Source organism: Holophagales bacterium, assembly GCA_016719485.1.
Lineage (GTDB): Bacteria > Acidobacteriota > Thermoanaerobaculia > UBA5066 > UBA5066 > UBA5066.
In genome coordinates this window covers 25,604-51,815 of the sequence record JADJZB010000028.1, presented here as the reverse complement: position 1 = coordinate 51,815, position 26,212 = coordinate 25,604, and the positions used below count along the sequence as shown (strand labels likewise).

General features: G+C 71.2%; 18 protein-coding genes. 6 read left to right on the top strand and 12 right to left on the bottom strand.

Annotated features, from left to right (window positions below):
• Positions 1-10: 10 nt before the first annotated feature.
• The 4 genes from IPN03_19055 to IPN03_19040 form a co-directional block, all read right to left on the bottom strand.
• On the bottom strand, positions 11-970 hold the full coding sequence (locus tag IPN03_19055; protein MBK9375754.1) for a GDP-mannose 4,6-dehydratase: 960 nt from the start codon (positions 968-970) through the stop codon (positions 11-13).
• Between the two features lie 61 nt (positions 971-1,031).
• Entirely contained in the window at positions 1,032-4,130 is a 3,099-nt protein-coding gene (locus IPN03_19050; GenBank protein ID MBK9375753.1) for an efflux RND transporter permease subunit, read from the bottom strand.
• A complete protein-coding gene (locus IPN03_19045) occupies positions 4,127-5,275 on the bottom strand; it encodes an efflux RND transporter periplasmic adaptor subunit (protein MBK9375752.1) in 1,149 nt (382 codons plus the stop codon). The genes IPN03_19050 and IPN03_19045 overlap by 4 nt, the downstream gene beginning before the upstream one ends.
• Entirely contained in the window at positions 5,272-6,588 is a 1,317-nt protein-coding gene (locus tag IPN03_19040; protein MBK9375751.1) for a TolC family protein, read from the bottom strand. Before IPN03_19040 ends, IPN03_19045 begins: the two co-directional genes overlap by 4 nt.
• Positions 6,589-6,731: 143 nt before the next feature.
• Here IPN03_19040 and IPN03_19035 point away from each other — a divergent pair, with 143 nt between their 5' ends.
• Entirely contained in the window at positions 6,732-9,737 is a 3,006-nt protein-coding gene (locus IPN03_19035; GenBank protein ID MBK9375750.1) for a pyruvate, phosphate dikinase, read from the top strand.
• A gap of 118 nt (positions 9,738-9,855) precedes the next feature.
• Here the strand turns inward: IPN03_19035 and IPN03_19030 are convergent, their stop codons facing one another.
• Positions 9,856-10,812, bottom strand: a complete 957-nt coding sequence (locus tag IPN03_19030; GenBank protein MBK9375749.1) for a hypothetical protein — start codon at positions 10,810-10,812, stop codon at positions 9,856-9,858.
• Positions 10,813-11,053: 241 nt separating this feature from the next.
• Between IPN03_19030 and IPN03_19025 the strand changes: the two genes are divergently transcribed.
• Positions 11,054-11,656, top strand: coding sequence for a hypothetical protein (locus IPN03_19025; GenBank protein ID MBK9375748.1), 603 nt, complete (start codon positions 11,054-11,056; stop codon positions 11,654-11,656).
• On the top strand, positions 11,653-13,032 hold the full coding sequence (locus IPN03_19020; protein MBK9375747.1) for a sigma-54-dependent Fis family transcriptional regulator: 1,380 nt from the start codon (positions 11,653-11,655) through the stop codon (positions 13,030-13,032). The genes IPN03_19025 and IPN03_19020 overlap by 4 nt, the downstream gene beginning before the upstream one ends.
• On the opposite strand, the gene IPN03_19015 is transcribed toward IPN03_19020, so the two are convergent.
• The 5 genes from IPN03_19015 to IPN03_18995 all read right to left on the bottom strand — a co-directional run bounded on the left by IPN03_19015 (position 13,010) and on the right by IPN03_18995 (position 20,930).
• Complete coding sequence (locus IPN03_19015) at positions 13,010-14,812, bottom strand: response regulator (protein MBK9375746.1); 1,803 nt, start codon at positions 14,810-14,812, stop codon at positions 13,010-13,012. The genes IPN03_19020 and IPN03_19015 overlap by 23 nt on opposite strands.
• Positions 14,813-15,297: 485 nt before the next feature.
• The gene (locus IPN03_19010) at positions 15,298-15,645 is read right to left on the bottom strand and encodes a hypothetical protein (GenBank protein MBK9375745.1); all 348 of its coding nucleotides are present in this window, start codon (positions 15,643-15,645) and stop codon (positions 15,298-15,300) included.
• Between the two features lie 122 nt (positions 15,646-15,767).
• Positions 15,768-16,691 (bottom strand): cation transporter, encoded by a 924-nt coding sequence (locus IPN03_19005; GenBank protein MBK9375744.1) that lies wholly within the window; start codon positions 16,689-16,691, stop codon positions 15,768-15,770.
• Between the two features lie 2 nt (positions 16,692-16,693).
• A complete protein-coding gene (locus tag IPN03_19000) occupies positions 16,694-17,575 on the bottom strand; it encodes a DMT family transporter (protein ID MBK9375743.1) in 882 nt (293 codons plus the stop codon).
• 52 nt (positions 17,576-17,627) lie between these two features.
• Positions 17,628-20,930 (bottom strand): SpoIIE family protein phosphatase, encoded by a 3,303-nt coding sequence (locus IPN03_18995; protein MBK9375742.1) that lies wholly within the window; start codon positions 20,928-20,930, stop codon positions 17,628-17,630.
• A 102-nt stretch (positions 20,931-21,032) separates the two neighbouring features.
• Between IPN03_18995 and IPN03_18990 the strand changes: the two genes are divergently transcribed.
• Both IPN03_18990 and IPN03_18985 read left to right on the top strand, forming a co-directional pair.
• Positions 21,033-21,908, top strand: a complete 876-nt coding sequence (locus IPN03_18990; GenBank protein MBK9375741.1) for a DMT family transporter — start codon at positions 21,033-21,035, stop codon at positions 21,906-21,908.
• A gap of 40 nt (positions 21,909-21,948) precedes the next feature.
• Complete coding sequence (locus IPN03_18985; protein ID MBK9375740.1) at positions 21,949-22,566, top strand: SRPBCC family protein; 618 nt, start codon at positions 21,949-21,951, stop codon at positions 22,564-22,566.
• Here IPN03_18985 and IPN03_18980 read toward each other — a convergent pair.
• Complete coding sequence (locus IPN03_18980; GenBank protein ID MBK9375739.1) at positions 22,563-24,437, bottom strand: S9 family peptidase; 1,875 nt, start codon at positions 24,435-24,437, stop codon at positions 22,563-22,565. The genes IPN03_18985 and IPN03_18980 overlap by 4 nt on opposite strands.
• A gap of 71 nt (positions 24,438-24,508) precedes the next feature.
• Between IPN03_18980 and pdxA the strand changes: the two genes are divergently transcribed.
• Complete coding sequence (gene pdxA, locus IPN03_18975; protein MBK9375738.1) at positions 24,509-25,522, top strand: 4-hydroxythreonine-4-phosphate dehydrogenase PdxA; 1,014 nt, start codon at positions 24,509-24,511, stop codon at positions 25,520-25,522.
• Here the strand turns inward: pdxA and IPN03_18970 are convergent, their stop codons facing one another.
• Positions 25,523-26,143, bottom strand: coding sequence for a class I SAM-dependent methyltransferase (locus IPN03_18970; protein ID MBK9375737.1), 621 nt, complete (start codon positions 26,141-26,143; stop codon positions 25,523-25,525).
• Between the last annotated feature and the right edge of the window lie 69 nt (positions 26,144-26,212).

Here is a 26,212-nt window from a genome sequence, read left to right as displayed (position 1 = left end):
GCATCCCGATTCAGCCGGAGACCGCACCGCGCTCGGTCCGCCACCGGTGGTATTCCGTCAGACCCGTCTCCAGCGTGATCCCGGGAGCCCAGCCGAGGTGAAGCTGCGCGACGGCGTTGTCCGCCCACGTCGTGGGCACGTCCCCCGGCTGACGGGCCTCGAACCGTATCTTCGGGGTCCTGCCGGTGATGCGGCCGATCATCTCGAGCAGCTCCAGGATCGTCACCGTGTGCGCCCCCCCGAGGTTGATGATCCGACCGCTGCAGCGGCGATCCAGGGCGGCCAGGATTCCGCCCACGACGTCGTGAACGTGGGTGAAGTCTCTCCGGGCGCTTCCGTCCCCGTACACCGTGACCGGTTCATCGGCCAGGATGGCCCCGAAGAACCGGGCGATGGCCATGTCGGGGCGCTGGCGCGGTCCGTAGACCGTGAAGAGGCGCAGGCTGCAGGTGTCCAGCCCATACGTCGCCTGGTAGCTCCGGCACATCAGCTCGCCCGCCCGCTTGGTGACCGCATAGGGTGAGACGGGGCTGTCCACCGGATCGTCCTCACGCCAGGGGAGCCGGGGACTCAGCCCGTAGACGCTCGAGCTGGAGGCGAAGACGAAGTGGGGGAGGACGTCGTGGGCCGCGGCCTCCAGGAGGTTCAGGAGTCCCGTGACGTTGGCCGATTCGTAGACGACGGGCTGGAGGAGGCTGGCCCGGACGCCCGCCCGGGCCGCCAGGTGCACGATGGCGTCGAACCGGTCGTTTCGCAGGATGCGCGGGACGAGCTCGGTATCGCGGACGTCGCCCTCGACCAGCGTGAAGCCTCCGAGGGACAGCGCCCCGGCGAGATTCCGGCGCTTGAGCGCAGGGTCGTAGGTGTCGTTGAAGTCGTCCAGGCCGACGACGTCGTCGCCCCTGTCGAGAAGCCGCTCCACGGTGTGCGAGCCGATGAACCCAGCCGCTCCCGTGACGAGTACCTTCACGAGCTCCCTCGAACCGGGCGCTTCGTCCGCGGGGAGAGCGGGAAGGTGACGGCGACGAGGATCAAGGGGCGGATGCCGAAGGCTCCGGGGAAGGAGTATCCGTGGCGTGTTCCGCGCGCCGGCCACGCAGGCTCGCCGCGATCCGGTCCGTCACGAGGTAGAAGGCCGGCACGACGAGGAGGGAGAGGACCGTCGCGACGATGAGTCCGCCGATGACGGCGATCCCCATCGGCGCCCGGATCTCGGAGCCCGAGCCGATCCCGGCCGCAGGCGGGATGGCGGCCATCATCGTCGCGATCGACGTCATGAGGATGGGCCGGAGGCGGACCGGCCCGGCCTTCAGGAGCGCGTTCAGCGTGTCGAGGCCGCGCTCGCGGAGCTGGTTCGTGTAGTCGACGAGGATGATCGAGTTCTTCTTCACGATCCCCATCAGGAGGAGGAGGCCGATCATCGAGAAGATGTTCAGGCTCCGCCCGGTCGCCAGGAGGGCGAACGCCGCGCCCGCGACCGAGAGCGGGAGGATCGAGAGGACCGTGACCGGGTGGAGGAACGAGTTGAACTGGGACGCGAGGACCATGTAGGCGACGCCGATTCCGAGGACGAGGGCGAAGACGAGGTCGCCCATCGACTCGCGGAACGCGACGCTCGCGCCTCCCAGGACGAGCCTGTACCCCGTCGGCATGTCCGTCCCGAGCCCTTCGACGTACTTCAGGACGTCGGCCTGCGACATTCCAGGGGCCACGTTCGCGTAGATCGTGATCGCCCGCTCGCGGTCGCGCCGCGTGATCGCCTGGAGAGCGGGGACCTCCTCCGTCGTCACGAGGGAGGAAAGAGGGATCAGGTCGCCCGCGTTGCTGCGCAGGCGAAGGCGCGAGAGGTCCTCGGGGCGCGTCCGCTGCCCGGCGAGGAGGCGGAGGCGGACGTCGATCCGTCGCCCCTCCGTCGAATACTTCCCGATGCGCAGGCCGCCGAGCGTCGCGTTCAGGGCGGTCGCGACGTTCTCGACGGAGATGCCGAGGTCGGCGGCACGCGCCCGGTTCGGGACGATCCGCAGCTCGGGCATTCCGATCCGGTAGTCCATGTCGAGGTCGACGACCTGGCCGCTCGCGTTGAGCTTCTCCGAGATCCCCCTCGCCTTCTCGACGAGGACGTCCCAGTCGGGGCCCCGGACCGAGAACTCGACCGGGAAGCCGCGCTGGGCCGTGAAGCCCGACTGAGAAAGGTCCTGGACGACGACCCGAACGCCGGGGTAGGAGTTGAGCTCCTTGCGGATCTCTGCCGCGAACTCGGCCTGCGAGAGCTTCCGGTCGCTCTTGTCGACCATGGAGACGAAGACGACGCCGCCGCTCACGCCGCCGCCGAAGCCGCCGACGACGCCGAAGCAGCGCGTGACCTCGGGACGGGCCGTGACGTAGGCCTCGATCTTCCGGAAGGCCATGTCCGTCTCGTGGATGTCGGACCCCACGGCCGTCTGGACGCGGAGCATGAGGCGCCCCTGGTCCTGCGACGGGACGAACTCCGAGGGGAGCGCGCGGAAGACGAGGACCGCGACACCGAGGAGAAGGGTGGCGGAGACGAGGACCGCGACGGGGTGCTTCAGCCCGTGCGCGAGGACCCGGGCGTAGACCCGCGCGAGGGCGTCGAAGGCGCGGTCGACGAGGCCGCCGAGGCCGCTCCGGTTCACCTCGCCGGCTTTCAGGATCTGCGCGCAGCGGGCCGGCGCGAGGGTGATCGCCTCGACGTAGGAGAGGGCCACCGCGACGCAGAGCGTGATGCCGAACTGGAGGAAGAACTTCCCGATGACGCCCTTCATGAAGACGACCGGGATGAAGATCGCGATGATCGCGATCGTCGCCGAGAGGGCGGCGAAGGTGATCTCGCCCGTCCCCTCGCGGGCGGCGGTCACCCGGTCCTTCCCTTCCTCGAAGTGCCGGAAGATGTTCTCCATGACCATGATCGCGTCGTCGACGACGATGCCGACGGCGAGGCCCAGCGCGAGGAGCGTGAAGGTGTTCAGCGTGAAGCCGGCGAAGTAGATGAACGCGACCGTCCCGAGGAGCGACATCGGGATCGCGAGGACGACGTTCAGCGTCGAGGAGAGGGATCCGAGGAACATCCAGCAGACGAGGCCCGTCAGGACGACCGAGAGAAGGATCTCGAACTGGATCTCGTGGACCGAGTCCTCGATGAAGGTCGTCGAGTCGAAGTTGATCCCGACCTCCATCCCTGGGGGGAGGGTCTTCTGGATCTCCGCCATCGCGGCCTTGACCCCCTGGGCCACGGCGACGGCGTTCGACCCGCGCTGCTTGCGGATGCCGAGGCCCTGCGCGGGGGCCCCGTTGACGCGCGCGATGCGCCGCTCGTCCTCGAAGCCGTCCTCGACGAGAGCGACGTCCTCGAGGTAGACCGGCGCGCCGTTCAGGTCGCGGAGCGAGATCTTCCGCAGGGTCGCGAGGTCGAGGGCCTCGCCCATGACCCGCACGCTGATCTCGCGGCCTTCCGTCTCGAGGCGGCCGGCCGGGAGCTCGACGTGCTCGCGCTGGAGCGCCGCGATGACGTCGGTGACCGTCATCCCCTTCGCGTTCAGCTTGTCGGCGTCGACCCAGATCCGGACGTTCCGGTCGAGGTAGCCCCCCATGTTCACCTCGCCGACGCCGGGGACCGTCTGGAAGCGCTCCTTGAGGCGGTAGCGGGCGTAGTCGGCGATGACCTGGCGGGGGAAGGGGCCGGAGAGGCCGATCCAGAGGATGGGGTTGTCCTCGGGGTTCGACTTCGAGATGACGGGCGGGTCGATGTCCCGCGGGAGCGACCGCTGCGCCTGGGAGACCTTGGTCTGGACGTCCTGGAGGGCGAGGTCGATGTTCCGGCTGATGTCGAGCTCGATCGTCACGTTCGCCGAGCCCTGCCGGGAGGAGGAGGTGAGGGACTTGATCCCTTCCACCTGCATGACGGCTTCTTCGAGCGGCTCGACGACGTCGTGCTCCATGACCTCGGGAGCGGCCCCCTCCCACGTCACGGAGACGGAGATCGTGGGCGAGTCGACGTCGGGGAACTGGCTGATGCCGATGCGCGAGAGCGCGACGCCGCCGAAGACGATCGTCGCCGCCATGAGCATCCAGGCCAGGACGGGCCGCCGGATGCAGACCTCGGTGATGTTCATCCGCGGGCCTCCGGCCGGGAGGGGGCGGTCGGCTCGGCGCCAGGAGCGCTCACCTTGACGGGGAGGCCGTCCCGGAGCGCCTCGGCGCCCCGGATCACGAGCTCCTCTCCGGCCTTCAGCCCGCCGCGGACCTCGACGAGCCCCTCGGTCGTCCGGAGGCCGAGGGTCAGTACGCGCTCGCGCGCCTTTCCGTCCTCCACGACGAAGGCGAGGAAGCCCTTCTCGCTCGGCCGGATCGCCGTCTGCGGGATGACGGGAGACTGGGCGATGCCGCCGACCGGGACGGTCACGTCGGCGAAGGCGCCCGGGCGCAGGAGCGCCCGGCGCGCGTCGTCGACCTGCGCGGTCACGGCGACCATCCGCGAGGCCGCCTCGGCGGCGCCGGCGACGTGGGTGATCCTGGCCGTGAACTCCTTCGCGTCGCCCGGAACGCGGAAGCGGGCAACGTGGCCCGTCTTGAGGCTCCGCGCGTCCTCGGACGGGACCTGGAAGCGGAGGAGGAGCGGGTCGCGCTGGACGAGCGTCGCGAGGACGCCCCCGGGGGCGACGTACTGGCCGGTCGTCACGGTCCGCGTCTCGATGCGGCCCGCGACGGGGGCGCGGACGAACGCGTCCCTGAGGTTCAGCTCGGCCTGGTCGAGCGCCGACTTCGCCTGGGCGACGTCGGCCGCCGCCGTCTGGACGCGCGTGGCGAAGGTGGCGATCTCCTCGCCCGGGATGAGCCCCGGGTTCTTCTCGACGACGGCCTTCCGGCGGGCGAGGGCCGCCTCGGCGTCGGCCTTGGCGGCGCCGGCCTTCTGCAGGTTCGCGCGCGCCGCCTCGACGAAGAGCTGGTAGCGGCGCAGCTCGATCTCGACGAGGGCCTGCCCGGCCTCCACCGACTCGCCCTCGACGAATTTCACCTGCTCGACGACACCGGCGACGCGAGCCGTCACCTGGACCTTTTCGAACGCGTCGACGGAGCCGACGGCGGTGACCGTGTACTCGACCGGCCGGCTCTTCACCTCGGCCGTCTCGACGGGGAAGGCGGGGGGGCCCCCCTTGCCGCCGCCCGCTCCCTGCGTGTCGCCGCCGCCGGAGCACGAGAGGACGAGCGCCGAGGCGCCGGTCGCGAGGGCGAGAACGAGCGATCTGCAGGTCTTCAAGGACGGGGCTCCTTTCCTTCCGGGTCGAGGCCCCGGGCCGCGTAGAGGTCGAGGACGGCGGCGCCGAGGGTGTAGAGCTCGCGCGTTCGCGCCACGTCGGCCTCGAAGAGGCTCTGGTTCGCGTCGGCGGCGGAGAGCGCGTTCGCGAGCCCTTCGCGGTAGAGAGTGCCCGTCTCGGAGGCGTTCTTGCGGGCCGCCTCGAAAGCGACGCCGGCCTGGGCGACGGCGGCGCGGGCGTTCGCGAGCTTCGCGAGGGCGGTCTTCACGTCGAGCTCGACGCCGCGCTCGAGGGCCTGCGCCTCGAGGGAGGAGGCACGGGCGAGGGCCTTCCTCTCGCGCGTGTCGGCGATGGCGATCGTGGAGTCGAAGAGGGACCAGGTGAGGTCGATGCCGTAGGTCCAGGTCGTGTTGCGGCCGCTGAGGCCCGCCTCGTTCGTCCACCTCCCGTCGGCCCGGCCGACGAGGCTCGGGAAGAACCGGCTCAACGGCTCCTTCGAGTAGTAGAGGAACGCCTCCGCGCGCTTCTTCTGCGCGGCCACGTCGAAACGGAGCTGGCGGGCCGTTTCCACGAGGTCGCCGTCGCCGGTCCCGAGCTCCGGCGGGGGGGAGAGGAGCGCGACGGGAACCTCGAGGCGGGCCGGGACGGGGGCGACGAGGAGGTTCGCGAGGGCGAGCCGGGAGGTCTGCTCCTCGTTGTGGGCGCGGGTCGCCTCGCGCTCGGCGCTCGCGAGCTCGAGCTCGGCGCGCGTGACGTCGTTCGAGCCCGTGATCTGCGCCTCGAAGCGCGCGCTGGCGTCAGCCAGGGTCTGGCGGGCGAACACCACACGCCGTTCGGCGGCGGCGGCGACCTGCTCGTACCCCAGCGTCATCAGGAAGGCCGCCGAGGCCTCGAAGGCGACGATCCGCCGCTGCTCGGCGGCCTCGAACCGGGCGGCGTCCCGCTCGCTCCGCGTCTGCTTGAGGATCGGAAAGGCGCGGGCGTCGAAGATCACCTGTCTCGCGGTGAAGGTCGAGTTGAACGCGTCGTACTTCGACAGGACGACCTCTTCGCTTCCGACCGTCGTCGTCCGCTCGTAGGGCCTGTGAGTCCACGCCCCCGTCACCTCGACGTCGGGGAAGAAGACCGCCCGGGCCTTCGAGACGCGCGCCTCTGCCGCCTCGAGCCGCTCGCCGGAGGCGAGCGCCCGTTCGTTGCGGGTCACGGCGAGGCGGATCGCCTCCTCGATGGTGAGGGAGGGCTCCTCGGCGCGAGCGGCCGGCGACAGGGTCGACGAGGAGGACGGAGAGGAGGGAGACGGGCGCAACGAGAACACGCGCCCCGCGGAGGGAGGACAACATACCGGTGGGGATCTTACCGGACGGGGGAGGTGGCCCTCCCCTGGAGGGCGGTAGAATCCCGAGGGTTCGAAGCAGAACCCCAGCAACGATTGAGCAACCCGATCTCAGGAGGATCCCGATGACCAGCAAGTCCGCGCCGTCGGCGCGAGGCACGAAGTACGTCTATTCCTTCGGTGGCGGAACGGCAGAGGGCGACGGCAGCCAGAAGAACCTTCTCGGCGGCAAGGGAGCCAACCTCGCCGAGATGGCCCGCATCGGCCTGCCGGTTCCCCCGGGCTTCACGATCTCGACGGAGGTCTGCACCTACTACTACGCCAACGGCCGGACCTACCCCAAGGGCCTCGAGAAGGTCGTCGACGTGCACCTCGCCGGCGTCGAGAAGAAGCTCGGCAAGAAGTTCGGCGATCCGAAGAACCCGCTCCTCGTCTCCGTCCGGTCCGGCGCGCGCGCCTCGATGCCCGGGATGATGGACACGATCCTCAACCTCGGCCTCAACGACGTGACCGTCGAAGGGCTCGCGAAGGCCTCGGGCAACGCGCGCTTCGCGTGGGACTGCTACCGCCGCTTCGTCGCGATGTACGGCGACGTCGTCCTCGACTTGAAGCCGGTGGGCAAGCACGAGCGCGACCCGTTCGAGGTGATCCTCGAGGCGAAGAAGGAGAAGTTCGGCGCCCACCTGGACACCGACCTCACCGTCGAGGCGCTGAAGGAGCTCGTCGGCGAGTTCAAGAAGGCGATCAAGAAGAAGACGGGACACGACTTCCCCGAGGACCCGATGGCCCAGCTCTGGGGCGCCGTCGGCGCGGTCTTCTCGTCCTGGATGAACGAGCGGGCGATCGTCTATCGCCAGCTCAATTCGATCCCGGAGAGCTGGGGCACGGCCGTCAACGTCCAGTCGATGGTCTTCGGCAACCTCGGCGAGGACTGCGGCACCGGCGTCGCGTTCACCCGCGACCCGGCCACCGGCGAGAACCTCTTCTACGGCGAGTACCTCATCAACGCCCAGGGCGAGGACGTCGTCGCGGGCACGCGGACCCCCGAGAAGATCGCCACGCTCCAGCAGGCGATGCCGAAGGTCTACGACCAGCTCATGGGCATCCGCCAGAAGCTCGAGAAGCACTACCGGGACATGCAGGACATCGAGTTCACGGTCGAGCGCGGGCGCCTCTTCATGCTCCAGACCCGAACGGCCAAGCGGACCGGCTTCGCCGAGGTCCGGATCGCCGTCGAGATGGAGCGCGAGAAGCTCATCACCGCCGAGGAGGCGATCCTCCGCGTCAACCCCGACTCGCTGAACCAGCTCCTCCGGCCGGTCTTCGACCCGGCCGCCCGCAACGCGGCCGTCTCCGAAGGCCAGCTCCTGGCCAAGGGCCTCAACGCCGGCCCCGGCGCCGCCACCGGCCGCGTCGTCTTCTCCGCCCAGGACGCCTTCGAGTGGGCCGCCCGGGGTGAGAAGGTCCTCCTCGTCCGCGAGGAGACGAGCCCCGAGGACATCAAGGGGATGAACGCCGCCGAGGGGATCCTCACGGCGCGGGGCGGCATGACCTCGCACGCGGCCCTCGTCGCCCGCCAGATGGGCAAGGTCTGCATCGTCGGCTGCGAGTCGCTCCGGATCGACTACGCCCAGCGCTGCATGACGGTCAAGGGCGACGTGAAGAACCGGGTCGTCATGGAAGGCGACTGGCTCTCGATCGACGGCTCGACGGGCGAGGTCCTCGAGGGACGGCTCGCGACGAAGCCGTCGGAGGTCCTCCAGGTTCTCCTCGAGAAGAGCCTCGCTCCCGAGGCGAGCCCGGTCTACACCCTCTACGCGACGATGATGGGCTGGGCCGACAAGGTCCGGCGCCTGCGCGTCCGCGCGAACGCCGACCAGCCCGACCAGGCGACCAACGCGGTCCTGTTCGGCGCCGAGGGGATCGGCCTCTGCCGGACCGAGCACATGTTCTTCGGCGGCGACCGGATCACGGCCGTCCGCGAGATGATCCTCGGCGACACCGTCGAGGCGCGCGAGAAGGCGCTCGCCAAGCTGCTCCCGATGCAGCGCGGCGACTTCGAGGGGGTCTTCCGCGCGATGGGCCCGCGGCCCGTCACGATCCGGACGATCGACCCGCCGCTCCACGAGTTCCTGCCCCACAAGGCCGACGAGCAGAAGGACGTGGCCAAGCAGCTCGGCATCTCGCCGGCAGCCGTGGCCCAGAAGGTCAACGAGCTCCACGAGATGAACCCGATGCTCGGCCACCGCGGCTGCCGCCTCGGGATCGTCTACCCCGAGATCACGCGGATGCAGGCGCGCGCCATCCTCGAGGCGGCCTGCAACGTGAAGAAGGAAGGGGTCGAGGTCAAGCCGGAGATCATGATCCCGCTCGTCGGCCACGTGAACGAGCTGAAGGACCAGGAGAAGCTCGTCCGCGAGGTCGCGAAGGACGTCTTCGCGAAGGCCGGCATCAAGGTCGACTACCTCGTCGGGACGATGATCGAGCTGCCGCGCGCGGCGCTGACCGCCGACGAGATCGCCACCGTCGCCGAGTTCTTCAGCTACGGGACGAACGACCTGACCCAGACGACGTTCGGCCTGAGCCGAGACGACGCCGGCAAGTTCCTGCCCGACTACGTTCGGCGCGAGATCCTTCCCGCCGACCCGTTCGAGAGGATCGACCAGGCCGGCGTCGGCAAGCTCGTGAAGATGGGTGTCGAGCTCGGCCGTACGACGAGGCCGAAGCTGAAGATCGGCATCTGCGGCGAGCACGGCGGCGAGCCGACGTCGGTGGAGTTCTGCCACCGGACGAACCTCGACTACGTCAGCTGCTCGCCGTTCCGGATCCCGATCGCCCGTCTCGCCGCCGGCCAGGCTGCCGTCCGCGAGGGGGCGAAGATCTCCGGCAGGCCCGCGAAGGCGGCGAAGTCCGCGACGAAGCCGGCGGTGAAGGCGAAGCCGGCGACGAAGCCGGCGCCGAAGAAGCTCTCGAAGCCCGTGGCCAGGAAGAAGGCCCCGGCGAAGAAGGCCGCGAAGGCGGCCCCGAAAACGAAGGTCGCCCCGAAGAAGGTCGTCAAGCCCGCCCCGAAGGCGAAGCCGGCTCCGAGGAAGACCGCGAAGAAGGCTCCCGCGAAGAAGGGGAGGAAGTAGCACGAGGCGCGGGGCCGGTGCGAGCCGGCCCCGCGCGGGACTCCCGACATGAGCGCCTGCGGCGGCCACCCGGCCGCCGCAGGTCTTTCCGGGGGACAGGGACGGGGAAGCGGAGAGGTCAGTCCGGGATCATGACGACCAGGTACCGGCTGTCGCGCCAGAAGGTGTCGTGGTCGGTCACCTTCAGCATCGACCTGCCGGGTCCACCGGAGACGATCCGGTAGCTCTCCTCCGGATGCCCGGGAAGGACTCTGACCTTCTCCGCGGGCGCCGGGATCGCGAGCTCCGCCTCCTTCGTGGTGTCGATCTCGCGGAAGACCCCGTTGTCGTACTTCCCCGTCTCCTGCCAGGTGCCGCCGAGCCCGAGGACGGAGCCCTTCTTCTCGACGACGCCCTTGTCCTTCAGGACCTTCTTCCCGGCCACGGCGACGTAGCCGGTGTTGATCTCCCTCGTCTTCTGCTCGATGGCGATCTCCTTCTCCTGGATGATCGCGTCCTTCGCGAGGATCACACCCTCCTGGTTCCGGACCTTCTCACCCAGCTCGAGGACGGTCTTCTCCATCGTCGCGATCGTCGCGTCCTTCTCCTCCAGCGACCGCTTCAGCTCGTCGGCGAGCGTCTGGAAGGAGGCCAGCTTCTGCCCGGACGCCTTTCGCTCTTTCTCGAGGCGCGAGAGCTTCCCGAGGTTCGCGCGGATCGCGGTCCGGATCGTGTCGATCTCGCCGGCGAGCCTCTCGCGCGCGCTGACCCGGGGCTGACCCTCGCGCGTGACGTCGAGCGTCTTCTTCAGGATCCCGAGCTCTTTCCCGCGGATCTCCTCGAGGCCGCTCTGGACCTCGGCGATCGTGGCCGCCGCCTCGGCGTCCGCGGCCTCCGCGGACCGGAGCTGTTCGTTGAGCTTCGCGTTCTCGACGGTCAGGAGCTGGTTCCGTTCGTCGAGCGCCTGCCGGCCGGCCTCGGCAGAGCTCCCGCCGTCCTTCCCGGAGCAGGCTCCGAGGGAGAGGGCGACGGCGAGGAGCGGGGCCAGCGCGAGCGCGAGGGACTTTCGTTCGACGGGGTACGGGATGGGCCTCATCGGGCACCTCCTCCGCGGCGCCCTTTCAAGACGCGGGCCAGGCCGGGCGACCCGAGGAAAGGCGCGCCCGGATCCGTGGAAATCTGCGTGCCGTGCGGGGCCGGGGGTGGCGGCTCCGGATCGGGCACCGAGGATCGGCGGCGGCGCGGAGAGGACGTTCTTACCTCGCGATTGCAAAAAGGGACAAGGGGAGGCCCGCTGGAGGTCCCTCAAAGCTCGTACGGGCTGGTAACGTGACGCCATGCCGTCCGTGCCACCGGTCCTCGCGGTCCTCCGACACGCGCTGGCCGACCCGCTCTCCGCGGCGACGGCGAAGGTGGAGGTCCTGGCCGCCCGGCTCCTCAGGGAGGCTCCCGCCCTCGAGACGCGGGCGCGGGATCTCGGCACCGACCTCGCGACCGCCGGGCGGCTTCTCGATCTCCTCTCCGCGCTCTCGGACATCGCGGAGGAGAGGCCGGAGCCGGTGACGCTCGGCCGCCTCGTCGCGCCCTTCGGGGAGGCGCCCGAAGGCGGGGAGGAGGCGCGCGTCGTTCTCGTCCGGCCGGTATCGGCGGAGGAAGCGATCCGGCGGGTCGTGGCCTTCGGCGCGGCGCGCGGTGGCGCGCCCCTCGTCGCGGTCCGGAGGGGGGCCGGGCGCGCGGAGGTCCACGTCGGCGGGCTCGGCCCGCTGCCACCGGTCCCGATCGACCGCCTCGTCCTCCTGCCGAGGGACGTGCCGGGGGCGGACGACTTGTTCTTCGCCTACGCGGCAGTGGCGGCCGACGGCGGCGAGATTTTCTTCTCGATCGAGGGCGACGCTCTCGGTGCGGCGCTCTCCTGGCCCGGGGTGGGTGAAGTGCGGTGAGGGTCCTCGTCGTCGAGGACGACCCGCGGTCCCGCAGGGCGCTCGCGGATCTCCTGGCCGAGCTCGGGCACCAGCCGGCGGAGGCCGGGAGCGTTGCCGACGCGATCGCGGCGTATCGCGACCTCACCCCCGACGTCGCCATCGTCGATCTCGGGCTTCCGGACGGGAACGGCCTCGACCTCGTGAGCGGCGCCCCGCCCGGGACGTCCGTCTTCGTCCTGACCGGCCAGGGCTCGGTGCGCAATGCCGTCGATGCGATGAAGGCCGGGGCGCACGACTTTTTCGTGAAGCCCTTGCGCCCGCCGCAGCTCCGGGCGGCGCTCGACCACCTCGGAAGCCGGGCCGAGCGACCCGCGGTGCCGCCAGGGCAGCCTGCGGACGTGAGGCCGGCGGAGGAGTGCCGGGCGGGCGACGGCCTGGGCGGCCTCCTGGGCGCTTCGGCGCCGATGCAGGAGGTGCTCCGGCTCCTGACGCGCGTCGCCGTCTCGGACGCCCCGGTCTTTCTCTACGGAGAGAGCGGGACCGGCAAGGAGGTCGCGGCCCGGGCGATCCATGCGCTCTCGCGCCGGGCTTCGGGGCCCTTCGTGGGCGTCAACTGCGGCGCCATCTCGCCGAGCCTGGTCGAGAGCGAGCTCTTCGGGCACGAGAAGGGCTCTTTCACAGGGGCCGAGCGCCGACGGGAGGGGACGTTCGAGCTCGCGCGGCGTGGCACGCTCTTCCTCGACGAGGTGACCGAGACGCCCCTCGAGATGCAGGTGAAGCTGCTGCGGGTCCTGGAGACGAAATCGTTCCGCCGCGTGGGCGGGACCGACGAGCGCGACGTGGACGTGAGGGTCGTCGCGAGCTCGAACCGCGACGTCGTCGATGCGGTCGCGAGCGGGACGTTCCGGGAGGACCTCTACTACCGGCTCGCCGTCTTCCCGCTCCGGCTCCCGCCGCTTCGCGAGCGGCTCGCCGACGTCCCGATCCTCGCGCGCGAGTTCCTGTCGCGGGTCGAGGCGGAAGAGCGGCGCGACATCGCGGACATCGAGCCGGCGGCGCTCGAGGCTCTCGGCAGGCACGCGTGGCCCGGAAACGTCCGGGAGCTCCGGAACGTGGTCCACCGCGCCTACGTCCTCTCGGATTCCCCGGCGGTCTCACTGGAGGCGGTCGAGGCGGTCCTCGCCGCTCCGGCTCCCGTGCCGCCGGGGGCGGGCGGCGTGGGGGACGCCCTTCTCGTTCCCGTGCGTGTCGGCGACACGGCGCGCGCGGCGGAGCAGAAGCTGATCGACGCGACGATCGCGGCCGTCGGCGGAGACAAGCGCGCCGCTGCCGAGATGCTCGGCCTCTCCCTGAAGACGGTCTACAACAAGCTCAGGTCGCGGGGCGGGGCGTAGCCGTCGCCAGGAGCTGGGCGATGCGGCTCGCGGCGACGGGCTTGACGAGGTGGTGGTCGATACCCGCGTCGATCGCGCGCGCGCGCTCCTCGCGCCCTGCCCAGCCCGAGAGCGCGACGAGCAGGGTACCGGCTAAGGCAGGGTCGGACCGGAGGCGCCGGGCCACCTCGTAGCCATCGATTCCGGGGAGGCCGAGGTCGAGGACCACGGCGTCCGGAAGCAGGCGGAGAGCGGCGTCGACGCCCGAGAGTCCGTCGCTGGCGACGTGGACCTCGTGACCCGAGAGGGAGAGGACTTCGGCGAGTGACCGTGCGCCGTCGGCGTTGTCCTCGACGATGAGGACGCGGCGCGGGGCCGCGGCGGGCAGGGAGAGCTCGGGCGCGGGGGTCGGGCGGTGCGGCGCCACCGCGCGGGGAAGCCGGAGCGTGAAGGTGCTCCCCGCGCCGGGGCCGGGGCTCGTCGCCGTCAGGCTTCCGCCGTGGAGGTGCGCGAGGCGCCTCGAGAGCGCCAGGCCGACTCCGAGGCCCTCGTCGCCGTCGGGCCGGACCGCGCCCTGCTCGAACAGCCCGAAGACCCGCTCGAGGTCTTCCGGGGCGAGCCCGATCCCGTCGTCCGTGACCTGGACGACGGCTTCCGCCTCGTCGGCGGCGACCACCAGCTCGATCTGTCCGTCCGGTGGGGCGTACTTGGCGGCGTTCGAGAGGAGATTCGAGAGGACCTGAGCGAGACGGACGGGGTCGCCCTCGACGAGGACGCTCTCCGCGGGGAGCCGTACCGCGAGCGTGTGCCGCCGCGCGTCGAGCGCGGGGCGCGTCGCCTCGAGCGCGGCTTCGACGACGTCGGCGAGCGCGACGGCCTCCTTGCGCAGGACGATGCGGCTGCTCGCGATCCGCGCCAGGTCGAGGAGGTCGTCCACGAGCCGTGTCAGGTGGGAGAGCTGGCGCGCGAGGATAGCCTGCGAGAGGGACCGGCGCCCGGGCGCCTTGTCGTCCGGAGCAGCCTCGGTCGCGGCGAGGAGCTCCACGGCGTTCCTCATCGCCGCGAGCGGGTTGCGGAGCTCGTGGGCGAGGGAGGCGAGGAACTCGTCCTTCCTCCGGTCGGCGTCGCGCAGCGAGGCGTTCGCCTTCTCCAGCGCCGCAGCCGCCTCGGCGTTCGCCTCGAGCTCCCTCCTGAGAAGGAGGACGGCCACGACGACGAGGCAGAGCCCGAGGAGCGTGGAGACGATCCCGGAGAGCACCGCCGTGAACCGCCTCCGGAAGGCCTGCGTCTCGCGCGTGGTGAGCGCCCGGCGCTCCGCGTCTTCGACCGCCTCCGCTGCGGAGCGCACGGCGCGGCCCGTGGGTGCGTCGTCGAGCGCGACGGTCCCCGGCTTCTGCCCGGCGCGCCTGCCGTCCGCGAAGAGGCGGGCCTCGTCGGAAAGCCCGTCGAGGTGACGCCGTGCCGCCCGTTCGAGGAAAGAGAGTCGGGCCCTCTGCTCCGCGTCGTCCCTCACCAGCTCTCCGAGCCTGTCGAGCCGGATCCCGAGAACGGTCCGGGCCGCCTCGAGCGACGCGAGCGACGCGCGGCCTTCCGTCGCGAGGAAGGCGCGCTGGGCGGCCTGCGCACCATGCAGGGTCCCCTCGAGCCGCGCCAGCTCCGCGAGGACCTGGTGCGAGCGGTTCAGGTCGCGCTGGACGGCGACGAGTCCGTGGAGATTGCCGAACGTGAGGATCGCGTTCGCCAGAAGGGCCCCGGCGGCGATGCCGAGGACCGTTCGCTCCTTTCCCGTCAGGAAGGTCATGGAAGGATCTTCTCTCGTGTCGGAGCATTCTTCCGGCGGCATCGCGCTCGCAACCCCGGCAGTCGCTCGCCGAGGTTCCGCACGCTCCGCTCGTCGCCTCATTGGCAAGGAACTTGCGCGGAGTTCGCGAGACGGCGACGAGCCGCAAGGAACGACGCGAAAGGAGACCGAGGTCGGTAAGACGAACCACACGTCGAGCGTGGGAAAGGGACCGGTACCGGTTCTCCGCCGGGATCAGGCCCACAAAGCCAGCTGGTCGCGAGCGGTTCGAGTACGCAAGACGGCTCCGGATCCCCGCCAGCGGGCCCCCGGGACCCTTCCCCCGTTGCACCCCGGGAGGCGGCGTTTCCCCCACGCCGCCTCCACTTTTTCTTCGCCGCGGAACAGCTTCCGTCCGTCGTCCGGCAGGCCTCGTACGAAACCGAGAGCGCAGGAAGCGGGAGCCGCGGCTCCCCCTTCCTGCTGCGATTCGTCAGGGCTGCCGGCTAGCGGGGCGGGGCGGGCACGCCCGCGATCCTGACCGTGACGGTCCGCTGGCCGTCCGCGGTCCGGGACTCGACCACCCGCACGCGTGACCCGACCGCGACCGCCGGGTCGACGATGGCTGCGACGTCCCTCTCGTCGAGCCGGAAGGTGCGGGTCTCGTCTCCTTCCATCGTGATCGTGAGGAATCGCCTGGCCGCGAACTCCGAGACCTCTCCCTCGAAGATCTTCTCCAACGTGCCCCGGCTCATCGCCGGGCGTGGGGGATCCTCCGGTGCCGGGAAGGCGGCGAGAACGGGGCCGGCGGAGAGCGCGATGCAGGCGAGCGAGAGGAACCCGGCACGCTTCATTGGTGCACCTCCTACGGAGTCGCGCCGCCACGCCCTGCCTTCGTCGACACGGCCCGGCCACGGCTGGAGATGAGGGAGCAAGTCGCGTGCCCGGCGGGACCCGGTTCGGGCTTGACGGGCGGTCAGCCGGTTGCGCCGGGCGCGCCGGGGTCGTCCCACGCGGAGGGGTCCTCCGCCGGCTCGAGGTGCGTCATGACCGAAGACCGTGGGAAGAGAGCCTTCACCCCGCTCTCGATTCCCTCGCAGAGGTCGTGCCCCCGCTGAACGCTCCAGCTCCCGGGGACGAGGACGTGCATGTCGATGAAGCGGACCGGCCCCGCCTGGCGCGCCCGCACCGCGTGAACCTCGACCCCGTCGCCCCGGAACTTTGCGAGGACGTCGTTCAGCTGCTTCTGCTCGGCCGCCGGAATCGTCCTGTCGAGGAGCCCCTGGGCCGTCTCGAGCAGGATCCTCCCGGCCATCCAGACGATGTTCGTGGCGACGGCCAGGGCGACGATCGGGTCGAGGACGAGCCAGCCCGTCAGCTTCACGACGAGGATCCCGACGAGAACGCCGACGGAGGTCCAGACGTCGGTCAGGAGATGGTGGGCGTCGGAGCGGAGCGTGATGGAGTCGAGCCTTCGACCGGCGCGCAGGAGCACGAACGCCACCGCGCCGTTGACGACCGACGCGCCCACCGAGATCGCGAGGCCGACCCCGACGTTGTCGAGCGGCTGCGGGTCGGCGATGCGCCTCCACGCGGTGATGGCGATCGCGATCGCAGCCCCGAGGATCGCGATCCCCTCGAATGCCGAGGCGAGGTACTCGGCCTTGGAGTGGCCGAAGGGATGCTCGGCGTCGGGCGGCTGGGCTGCGACTCGCAGGGCCCAGAACGCGACGAGCGCCGCGAGGAGGTTGACGATCGACTCGACGGCGTCGGAGAGGAGACCGACGGAGCCGGTGACTTTCCACGCCAGCGTCTTCATGCCGATGGTGGCGATCGCGGCGGCGATGGAGAGCAGCGCATACCGCTGCGCGGCCGCCGGCTCGGGGCGCGGCGTCGTCATCATCATGGCGCGGAGAGGTTACGCCTTCTAAACCCGGGAAGGACGATGAGCCCGACGCCGGCGAGGAGAATCGCGGCACCGAGGAGGAAGGGTGCCCGCAAGGTCGTCCCCTCGAAGATCCACGCCCAGAGGTTCGCGAGGGGAGGATTGAGAAAGACGAACGAGGCGGCCACGCCTGCCGGGAGACGTTTCAGCGCCCACAGGAACGAGACCCACGCCAGGAGCGTGCAGGGAACCGCGAGGTAGAGCGCCGCGCCGAGCGCCCCGGGGCTCGAGAGAAGCGCCTTCAACGTCGAGGGGCGCGCGAAGACGAGGAGCGGCAGGCTTCCGACGAAGAGGAGCGCGTACGACGTGTCGAGAGGGTCGGCTCCCGGCGGAAGCGTCCGCCCGACGACCGTGTAGATCGCCCAGGACAGGGGCGCGAGGGCCAGCAGGAGGGCGCTCGAAAGGTAGGGCCAGTCGACGGCCTTGTCGGTGCCGAAACGGACGACGACGAAGAGCCCGGCGAGGGCGAGCAGGAGCCCCCCGACGCGCCGCCGACCGAAGGGCTCTCCGAGGACGAGCCGCGCCAGGACCGCCGTGAAGACGGGGTTCAGGGCGATGATGAGGGCACCGGTTCCCGAAGGAACGGTCTTCATTCCGTGGAAGAAGAAGACGTTGTAGGCGGGGACGCTCAGGAGCCCCATGGCGATGACCTTCGGCCACGCCTCGCGGGGAACCCTGATCTTCTTTCTCAGCAGCAGGAACGCCCCGGCTCCCAGGAGCACCGGGACGAACCGCGCGACGAGCGCCTCCGTCAGCCCGAGGTCCTGCCTGAGGCGGACGGCCGCCATGAAAGAGAAGGACCAGGTGAGGATCGTCAGGGCGAGAACGAGGTGCGCCAAAGGGGCGAAAGTATGTCACGCGCCGCGCTGCAGGCGTGCTCTCCGGTGCGTCTCAGGCGTCGCGCCTGAGGAGGACGAGCGTGAGGTCGTCCTCGCGGGGCCTCCCGCCACGCCATTTCTCTTCGTGCCGTGCGATCGCCGCGAGCGCGTCGTCAGGGGACAGGCGTGCCGTGGCGCGGAAGTGCTCACGGGCCCGCAGGTAGCCCAGAGGCTCGGCGTCGAGGCCCGGACTCTCGGCCAGGCCGTCGGACGACAGGAGGACGGCATCTCCCGGGCCGAGCCGGAAGGAGACGGAGGCGTGCGGCGTGTCGACGAGCGCCCCGAGCGGCGCTCCCGGGACGAGCACCTCCTCGACCTCGCCCGTCGCCGCCCGCAGGATCCACGCCGGGGGCATGCCGGCGGAGGCGAAGGTGATCTCCTCGCCCCTGACGACGAGAACCGCAAGCGCCATGTGAAGGCGGGGCAGGCCGAGGTCGCGCAGGACGCGGCCCGCGCGGTCGAGGAAGGCACCGAGGTCCTTCGGGAAGGGGTCGCCCCGAAAGAGGCCCTTCATGACGGAGACGACGGTACCGGCCCTGACACCGTGTCCCGTCGCGTCGCCGATGACGAGGGCGAGCGCGCCGTCGGGACCGACGGCCCAGTCCCACGTGTCGCCGCCCACCTCCGTCGCCGTCGTGGCGAACGCGGCGACCTCGAGCCCGGGGAGGCGAGGAGTCGTGCGCGGCAGGAGGGAAAGCTGCATGGCCCGCGCCTCCTCGAGCTCTGCGGTCTTGCGCGTCGCCTCCGCCTGGACCGCGCGGGCCTGGGCTTCCGCTGCGTGGGCCCTCAGCTCGGCCTCGACGAGCTGGCTGCGCTCGCGCTCTTTACCGAGAACGCGGCGCCTCTCGAGGCGGGATACGACGACCCCTCCCGCCGCCAGCAGGAAGAGCCACGTCCCGATCGCTCCCGGCGTCTTCCACCAGGGCGGCTTCACGACGATGCGCAGCCGGGCGCCCTCCTCGTTCCAGACGCCGTCCTTGTTGGCGGCCTTCACTCGGAAGACGTAGCTCCCCGGGGGGACGGACGTGTAGTCGGCGCGGCGCCGGGCTCCCGCGGCCACCCAGTCCTCGTCGAGACCCTCCAGCTTCCAGCGGTAGCGGTTCTTTCCAGCGCTTCGGAATGCGAGGGCCGCGAACTCGACGGTGAAGAACCCCTCGCGGGGACCGAGGTCGACGGCCCCCGACGGAAGCCACGCGGAAGCGGGGAGCTTCTTCCCGAGCTTCGAGAACGAAAGCAGGGCGATCGGAGGCGCGAACGGGTCGACTTTCAGCTCGATCGGCCTCACGCCGGTCACGCCGAGGATTCCTCCGAACCAGAGCGTGCCCGAAGGGCCGCGGTGAAACGCCCCTCCGTTGAACTCGTCGCTCTGGAGACCGTCGAGCGCGTCGAAGGCCCGGAACGAGGCGGTGGCTCCGTCAGGAGACGGGACGACGCGCGCCAGGCCGCGATTCGTCGAGATCCAGAGAGCGCCCGAGGCGTCGGGCAGCACCGAGTAGACGGTCTCGTTCGGAAGGCCGTCGGCCTCGCGATACCGCCGCACGGCGCCACTTCGCGGGTCGAGCCTCACGAGGCCACGGGGCGTCCCGGCCCAGAGAACGCCCGTCGCGTCCTCGCACAGGCCGTAGACGCGCGCGATGCCGGCCGTTTCCGGACGGGAAAGGTCGTCGAGGAACCGCGTAAACCGGCCGGTGGTCCGGTCGAGCCGGTTGATGCCGCGATCCGTCCCGACCCAGAGAGTTCCCGTCGGACCCTCGTGCAGGGCCCTGACGACGTCGCTCGAGAGGGAGCGCGGGTCCGCGGGGTCGTTCCGGAAGCACTCCGCGGTGCCCGTGGCGCGGTCGAAGCGGCAGGCCCCGCCTCCGACGGTGCCGATCCAGAGCGCCCCGTCACGGCCCTGGAGGAGGACCCGCAGCGCGTTGGAGGAGAGCGTGCCGGGTTCGCCCGACGCCCCACGGAAGACGCGCACCGTCCCGGTTACCGGGTCGACCCGGTTCAGTCCGCCCCCGAGCGTCGCCGCCCATACGATTCCATTCTCGTCCACGACGGCGTTCCAGACGTCGTCGGTGGAGAGGCGCCCGGGGCCTCCCGCACGGTAGGCGCGAACGGTTCCGGTCGAGGGGTCGAGGGCGTTGAGCCCGCCTCCCGCGAGGCTCAGCCAGAGCGTTCCGTCCGGGGCCTCGTGCACTCCGCGGACGATCCGTGCCGTCATCCCGTCGCGCCGTCCCGGGTCGTAGCGCCACGTCAGGAAGGGGGACGGGACGAGGTCGAGCACGGCCATTCCCGCCCCGTCGAGCCCGACCCAGAGAAGTCCCGATCGATCGACGAGGAGGGTCGTCGTGCGGTCCGAAGGGAGGCTCGCGGCGTCGTCGGGCGCATTCCGGAACGACGCGAAGAGCTCCGTGTCGGGGTCGAACCGTACGACGCCCCTCTCGGTCGCCACCCAGATCCTCCCACTCGTGTCTTCGGCGAGCGCCCTCGCCTGGCGGGCGGGGAACGACGCAGGATTCGACGGATCGTTCCGGTACACCTGCGTCTCGCCCGTCGCCGGGTCGAGGCGGACGAGCGCCCCTGCGCCCGCCCAGATCCGTCCCTTCCGGTCGACGAGAAGGCTGTTCACGAACGCGTTGACGGGAAGCCCCGGGTTCGCCGGGTCGCGGTCGTACGTCGCCAGGACGCGGCCGGTCTCCGGATCGAGCTTCACGAGTCCCCGTCCGGCCGTTCCGGCCCAGATCGCGCCCGAGGGGTCCTGGGCGAGCGCCAGTACGAAGGGCGCCGGCACGCTCGCGGGGTCGGCCGGGTCGGCCCGGAAGACGCGGAACGACGAGCTGCCCGGATCGAGACGAGCCAGGCCGCCCCCACCCGAGGCCACCCAGAGGCGGCCGGCGCGGTCCTCGAGGAGCGCAGCGACCGGCCCGCCGGGAAGCGCGTCCGGGCGCGAGGGAGCGGGAAGGTATCGGCGGAACTTCTGCGTCTTCAGGTCGAAACGGGCGATGCCCCGGTCGACGGTCCCGAGCCAGAGGACCTGGCCCCGGCCCGGCGCGAGCGAGAGGATGGAGTTGTCGGAGAGGCTGTCCGGGTCGAGCGGGTCGTTGCGGAAGACGGTGAACCCGTACCCGTCGTAGCGGTTGAGACCGTCCTCAGTGGCAACCCAGAGGAAGCCGAGCTCGTCCTGCGTGATCGCGCGGACGGCCGCCTGGGAGAGTCCCTGCTCCAGCGAGAGCGGGCGGAAGGAAGGAGGCGGCTCGGGAAGCAGGGCGGTGACGCGAGCGGCGGAAACCGCAAGGACGAACGCCACGAGGTTACGGAAGCGATTCACTTTCGTCTGCCTGCGCCAACGGCCCGGGGCCTGACGGGCCTCTTGCCTCTGTTACGGGCCGAGGGCGTTTCGGGGTTCAAGTCGACTCGATAATGCGTCCCCGTGCGCGAGATGGCCTTCTCCGCGTTCTTCTTCGCCGTCATGGCGGCAGGAGCCAAGCTCCTCGGCGGGCGGGTCCCGCCGCAGGAGGTGATCCTCGTCCGCGGAGTCCTGAACGCGTTCTTCATGCTCTGGCTACTCCGCAGGCGCGGACTCTCGTGGCGTCCGAAGAGGCCGGGGCTTCTCGTCCTGCGCGGCGCCCTCGGACACTTCGCCCTCTCGTGCTACTTCTGGTCCGTCGCGCACCAGCCGCTCGCGTCGGCCGTCCTGCTCCAGCAGGTGCACCCGGTCTTCACGGCCGTCCTCGCGGCGTGGTTCCTGAAGGAGAAGCCGGGAAAGCGGTTCCTTCCCGCCTTCCTTCTCGCGGCATCGGGTGTGGCGCTGCTCGTGCCGTGGGGCGGGGGCGCAGGCACGGCGCCGCAGCCGCTCGCGCCGCTCGTCGTCGGGCTTCTCGGCGCGGTCCTGTCGGCGGCGGCCTACGTCACCGTCCGCGACGCCTCGCGCACCGAGCACGAGGAGACGATCGTCCTCTGGTTCCCGCTCACGTCCATCCCGCTGGCCGTCATCGGTACGCTGGTCGAGGGACCGGCGATTCCGACCCCGGTCGACTGGGGATGGCTCCTGTTCATCGCGGCCGCGGGGCAGCTGGGCCAGCTCTTCCTCACGAAGGGCCTCGCGCGGGTCCCGGCCGGGCGCGCCACTCTCGCCAACCCGCTCACCATCGCCTTCGGCGCGATTCTCGGGTGGCTCGCGTTCGGTGAGCACATCGGCCTGATGACGCTGGCGGGAGGTGCGGCCATCGTCGCCGCCGTCCTCCTGGCGGGGAGCGGGAAGCCACGGGCGGAGGCCGGGCCGCGGGAGCCGCTGCCACCGGCTTGACGAGCCGGTGGAGCACGCGGCCGGGGCTACACTCGTCCGGATGTGGAACCTCCGACGGGTCGCCGGCCTGCTCGCGTTCGTCGTCCTTCTCGTCGTCGCCGCCGTCTTCGCCATGACGGCGCTGAGGGTGAGCTTCACCGGGACCGAGGCGGAGATGGCTGCGGCGCGCTCCGCCGCCGAGGCGGCCGGGGTCCCGATGGAGTCGTGGAAGACGCTCGTCGTCGTTGCCTCCGGAAGCGTCGGAGCCCCCGTCGAGAAGGTCTGGGAGGTCTTCTCGCGGATCGAGGAGTGGCCCCGCTGGTCGACGCCGCTCCACGAGGGGGCGCGCTGGACCGGTGAGCCGGGGTTTCGTCTCGCGGGCGGCTTCGAGCAGGTCCTCGCGCTCGGCTTCCCGGTCGGGACGGTCCGCTCGGAGGAGTTCGTCACGCGGCTGAAGGCCGGACGCGAGGTGATGTGGTGCAAGTCCGAAGGCGGCATCACCTCATGCCACGTCTGGAGGTTCACGCCGGTGACGCCAGAGCGAACGTTCGTCGTCAACGCGGAGGTCTTCCACGGCGCCCCGGTCGGTCTCCTCGCCCCGCTCGTCCAGTCGCGCTGGAGCCGCCTCTTCCAGAAGAGCGTCTCGGGCCTCGGCCGCGCCGTCGAGGCGGCGCCCTAGGCTCCTTCCTTCAGGTACCTCACGAACCAGCGCGTCACCTCGACCGTCGAGCGGACCCGGTTCGGGATCTTCCTCCAGCCGTGCCCTTCGTCGGGGAAGAGGACGTACTTCACCGGGACGCCGCGCGCCTTCAGGTGATCGACGACCTGCTCGGCCTCGATGACCGGGCAGTTCGTGTCGTTGGCGCCGTGGAGGACGAGCGTCGGCGCCTTCACACGGTCGAGGCGGTGGATGGGGGAGAGGTCGCGGAGCATCGCCGCTTCCGTCTCGGGATCGCCGTACTCGGTCCTGGAGATCGCGGCCATCCAGGGCTCGGTGTTGCGGAAGAAGGTGGCGAAGTTGACGATCCCGAAGAGGTTCGCGCCCGCGGCCAGCAGGTCGGGGAAGGCGGCGAGGCCGGCCATCGTCATGTAGCCGCCGTAGGAGCCTCCCGTGATGCCGATCCGCTTCGGGTCGGCCAGGCCCGCCTTCACGACGTAGTCGACGGAGGCGGCGATGTCGTCCACCGCCCCTTTTCGGAGGGCGCCGTTGTCGAGGTTCACGAAGCGCTTGCCGAAGCCCGAGGAGCCGCGGACGTTCGGGGCGAGGACGGAGATTCCCTGCGAGACGAGGGCCTGGTAGTCGGAGCGGAACGAGGGCCGTTCCTGTCCCTCGGGACCGCCGTGAAACGAGAGGACGAGCGGTCCCGGTCCGGACGCGCCGGCAGGCCTGTAGAGCCAGCCCGTGAGCGGCAGGCCGTCGCGCCCCGGGAAGCGGACGAGCTCCGGCTTCACGAGGGAAGCGAGGTCGACGCCCGCGTGCGGGCTCCGCGTCAGCTGACGCAGCGAGCCTTTCGCGCGGTCGTAGACCCAGACGTCCATCGGCGACGTCGAGCCCGAGAGGACCATCGCGAGCTTCGTCCCGTCGGGCGAGAAGACGAGGCCCGAAGCGATCTCGGACGGGAGGGCGGGTCCCGGGCGGCTGCGGCCGGTGGCGAGGTCGACGAAGGCGAGCTCGCTCTTCCCTGCGACGTTCCAGGCGAGGACGGCCGTGAGGCCGGAATCGTCGACCTCGAACCCGGAGAGCTCGGCATCGTCGCGCGCGGCGATGACCTCGATCGGGCCCGGCCTGCCGTTCGGCGCGAGGCGGATCCGGGCGAGGGCGGTCCGGTCGCGCCCGGCGTTCGACGAGAGCCAGACCGTGCGTCCGTCGGGCGAGAAGACGCCGCCGCCGAAGCTCGCCGGCCGCTCGTGGGGGGTCAGGAGGAGCTCGGCGCCCGTCTCGAGGTCGACGAGGAGGAAGTCGTTGTCCCCCCTTTGCACCAGGCGGGAAAGGAGAGCGAAGCGGCCGTCGCAGGAGACGTCCGTGTAGGCGTGGCTGCCGGGGGCGTTCGTTCGTGCCGAGGGCTCGCCCGTGAGCGGATCGAGGAGGTAGGCGTCGATGGTGGCGCCGCTCCTGTCGTTCGAGGCCAGCAGAAGCCGCGAGGCGTCGCGGGTGAAGCCCGAGAGGCGGTTGGTCTCGCGCCCTCCCGGGGTCAGGAGGCGGATGCCCGTGCCGTCCGGCCGCGACATCCAGACCTGCTCGTTCATCCCGCCGCCGGGCGCCACGCTGAAGGCGAGGAGCGCCCCGGCGGGAGACCAGCGGACCTGTCCGACGGGGTCCTCGAGCGGCGTGACGAGCTCCGGGAAGCCGCCGGCCGCCGGGATCGTCCAGACCTGCGGCTGTCCCGAGAGGTTCGAGACGAAGGCGAGGCGCGAGCCGTCGGGAGAGAAGCTCGGGGACCAGGCCCCGCCGACGCGGGCCATCGTCGAGACCCGCGTTTCGAGCTCGTCGGCGGGCGCGGCGAGCGCGAGAAACGAGGCGAGGAGGATCGGCAGGGCGGTCGTTCGCATTCTCACCTCGTGGGGGCGACGTTCAGCCAATGTGGCATCCGCATGGGATCATCCTCCGGGAAGCGAATTCGATGCCTCACTCCCGCCCCGTCGTCGCCATCACCCTCGGAGACCCGGCGTCGGTCGGGCCGGAAATCGTCGTCCGGGCCCTCTCCACCGGCGCGCTTCACGACGTCTGCATTCCCGTCGTCGTCGGCGACCGGCGCTTCGTCGATCGGGCGCTCGGGACGACCGGCGTCTCGCTCGAGGTCGTGCCGATCGGCAGGCCCGCAGAGGCGGCGGGGATATTCGGGACAGCCGAGGTCGTCGACGTGCCGGCATACGGGTTCGACGGCATCGAGTGGGGGCGCATCCAGGCGGCGGCTGGCCGTGCGGCGTTCGAGTCGATCCGCGTCGCCATCGACCTCGCCCTCGCGCGCGAGGTCGACGCCGTCGCGACCGCGCCGGTCAACAAGGAAGCCTTCCGTGCCGCGGGGGTCTCCCAGATCGGCCACACCGAGATCTTCGGCGAGCGGACCGCGACGCCCGACCCGCTCACCCTGTTCGAGGTCAAGGGGCTCCGGATCTTCTTCCTCACGCGCCATCTCTCGCTCGCCGAGGCGATCCGGCGCATCACGGCCGAGCGGACGCTCGACGTCCTCCGGCGCGCCGCCGCGGCCCTTCGGACGCTGGGCGTCGCGTCTCCCCGGCTTGCCGTCGCCGCGCTGAACCCTCACGGCGGCGAGCACGGCCTCTTCGGCGACGAGGAAGAGCGCGAGCTGGTGCCGGCGGTGGCGGCGGCGCGCGCGGAGGGAATCGACGCGCACGGGCCGCTTCCGGCCGACTCGGTCTTCTGGCACGCGGCCCAGGGGCGCTTCGACGCCGTCCTCTCGCTCTACCACGACCAGGGGCACATCGCCGCGAAGATGTACGACTTCGAGCGGACGGTCTCGATCACCTGCGGGCTGCCGTTCCTCCGGACGTCGGTCGACCACGGCACGGCCTTCGACATCGCCGGGACCGGCCGCGCGAGCGCGGTGAGCATGGTCGAGGCCGTGCGGGCGGCCGCACGCGACGCCTTCGCGGTTCGGCCGCGCCGGGTCTGATCAGCCGCTCCTCTCCAGCGCCGCGACGCGGTGCGCCACGGCGGGGGAGGCGTGGAGCCAGAGCCCGAGCGGAACGAGTCCGGCGCGCCTGAAGGTCGAGCGGTACCAGCTTGCCGGGCGGGGCCGGAAGCCCTCCACGTCCCCCTCGAAGTCGTCCTCCGACGTGAACGCCTCCAGCCAGAGCAGGCCCCGGGCGAGGCCGGTCATCGTGGCGACGCCCCGGCGCACACCGGCGTCGGGAACGTAGTGCAGGACGTCGGAGCAGACGACGAGGTCGAATGGCCCGCGCAGCGGGAGGCTCTCGAGGTCGGAGAGGCCGCCGCGGAGGACGCCACGGCTCTCCCCCCACCGCCGGGCGGCCCACGCGCTCGGGTCGACGCCGGTGTAGCGCAGGCGGGGCCTCAGGTGAAGGAGCGCGCCGCGCCAGGGCGCCTCGCCGCAGCCGACGTCCAGGACGTTGCGGACGGGGTGCTCGAGGAGCTGCTCCGTCGCCGCCACGGCGAGGGCTGCCTTCCGGCGGACGAGCGTCCGGGCGGTGACGCGGGTCCGCGGGTCGTGGTACCAGCGGTCGTAGTAGGAGGCGTCGTAGGTCTTCAGCTCGTCCGGCGTGCGGCGGGGCATGGGCCCATTCTGCGCGACCGGGGCCCGGCGCGGCGACCCCGGCGACGCTCGGGGGTGCTGGCGGTCACG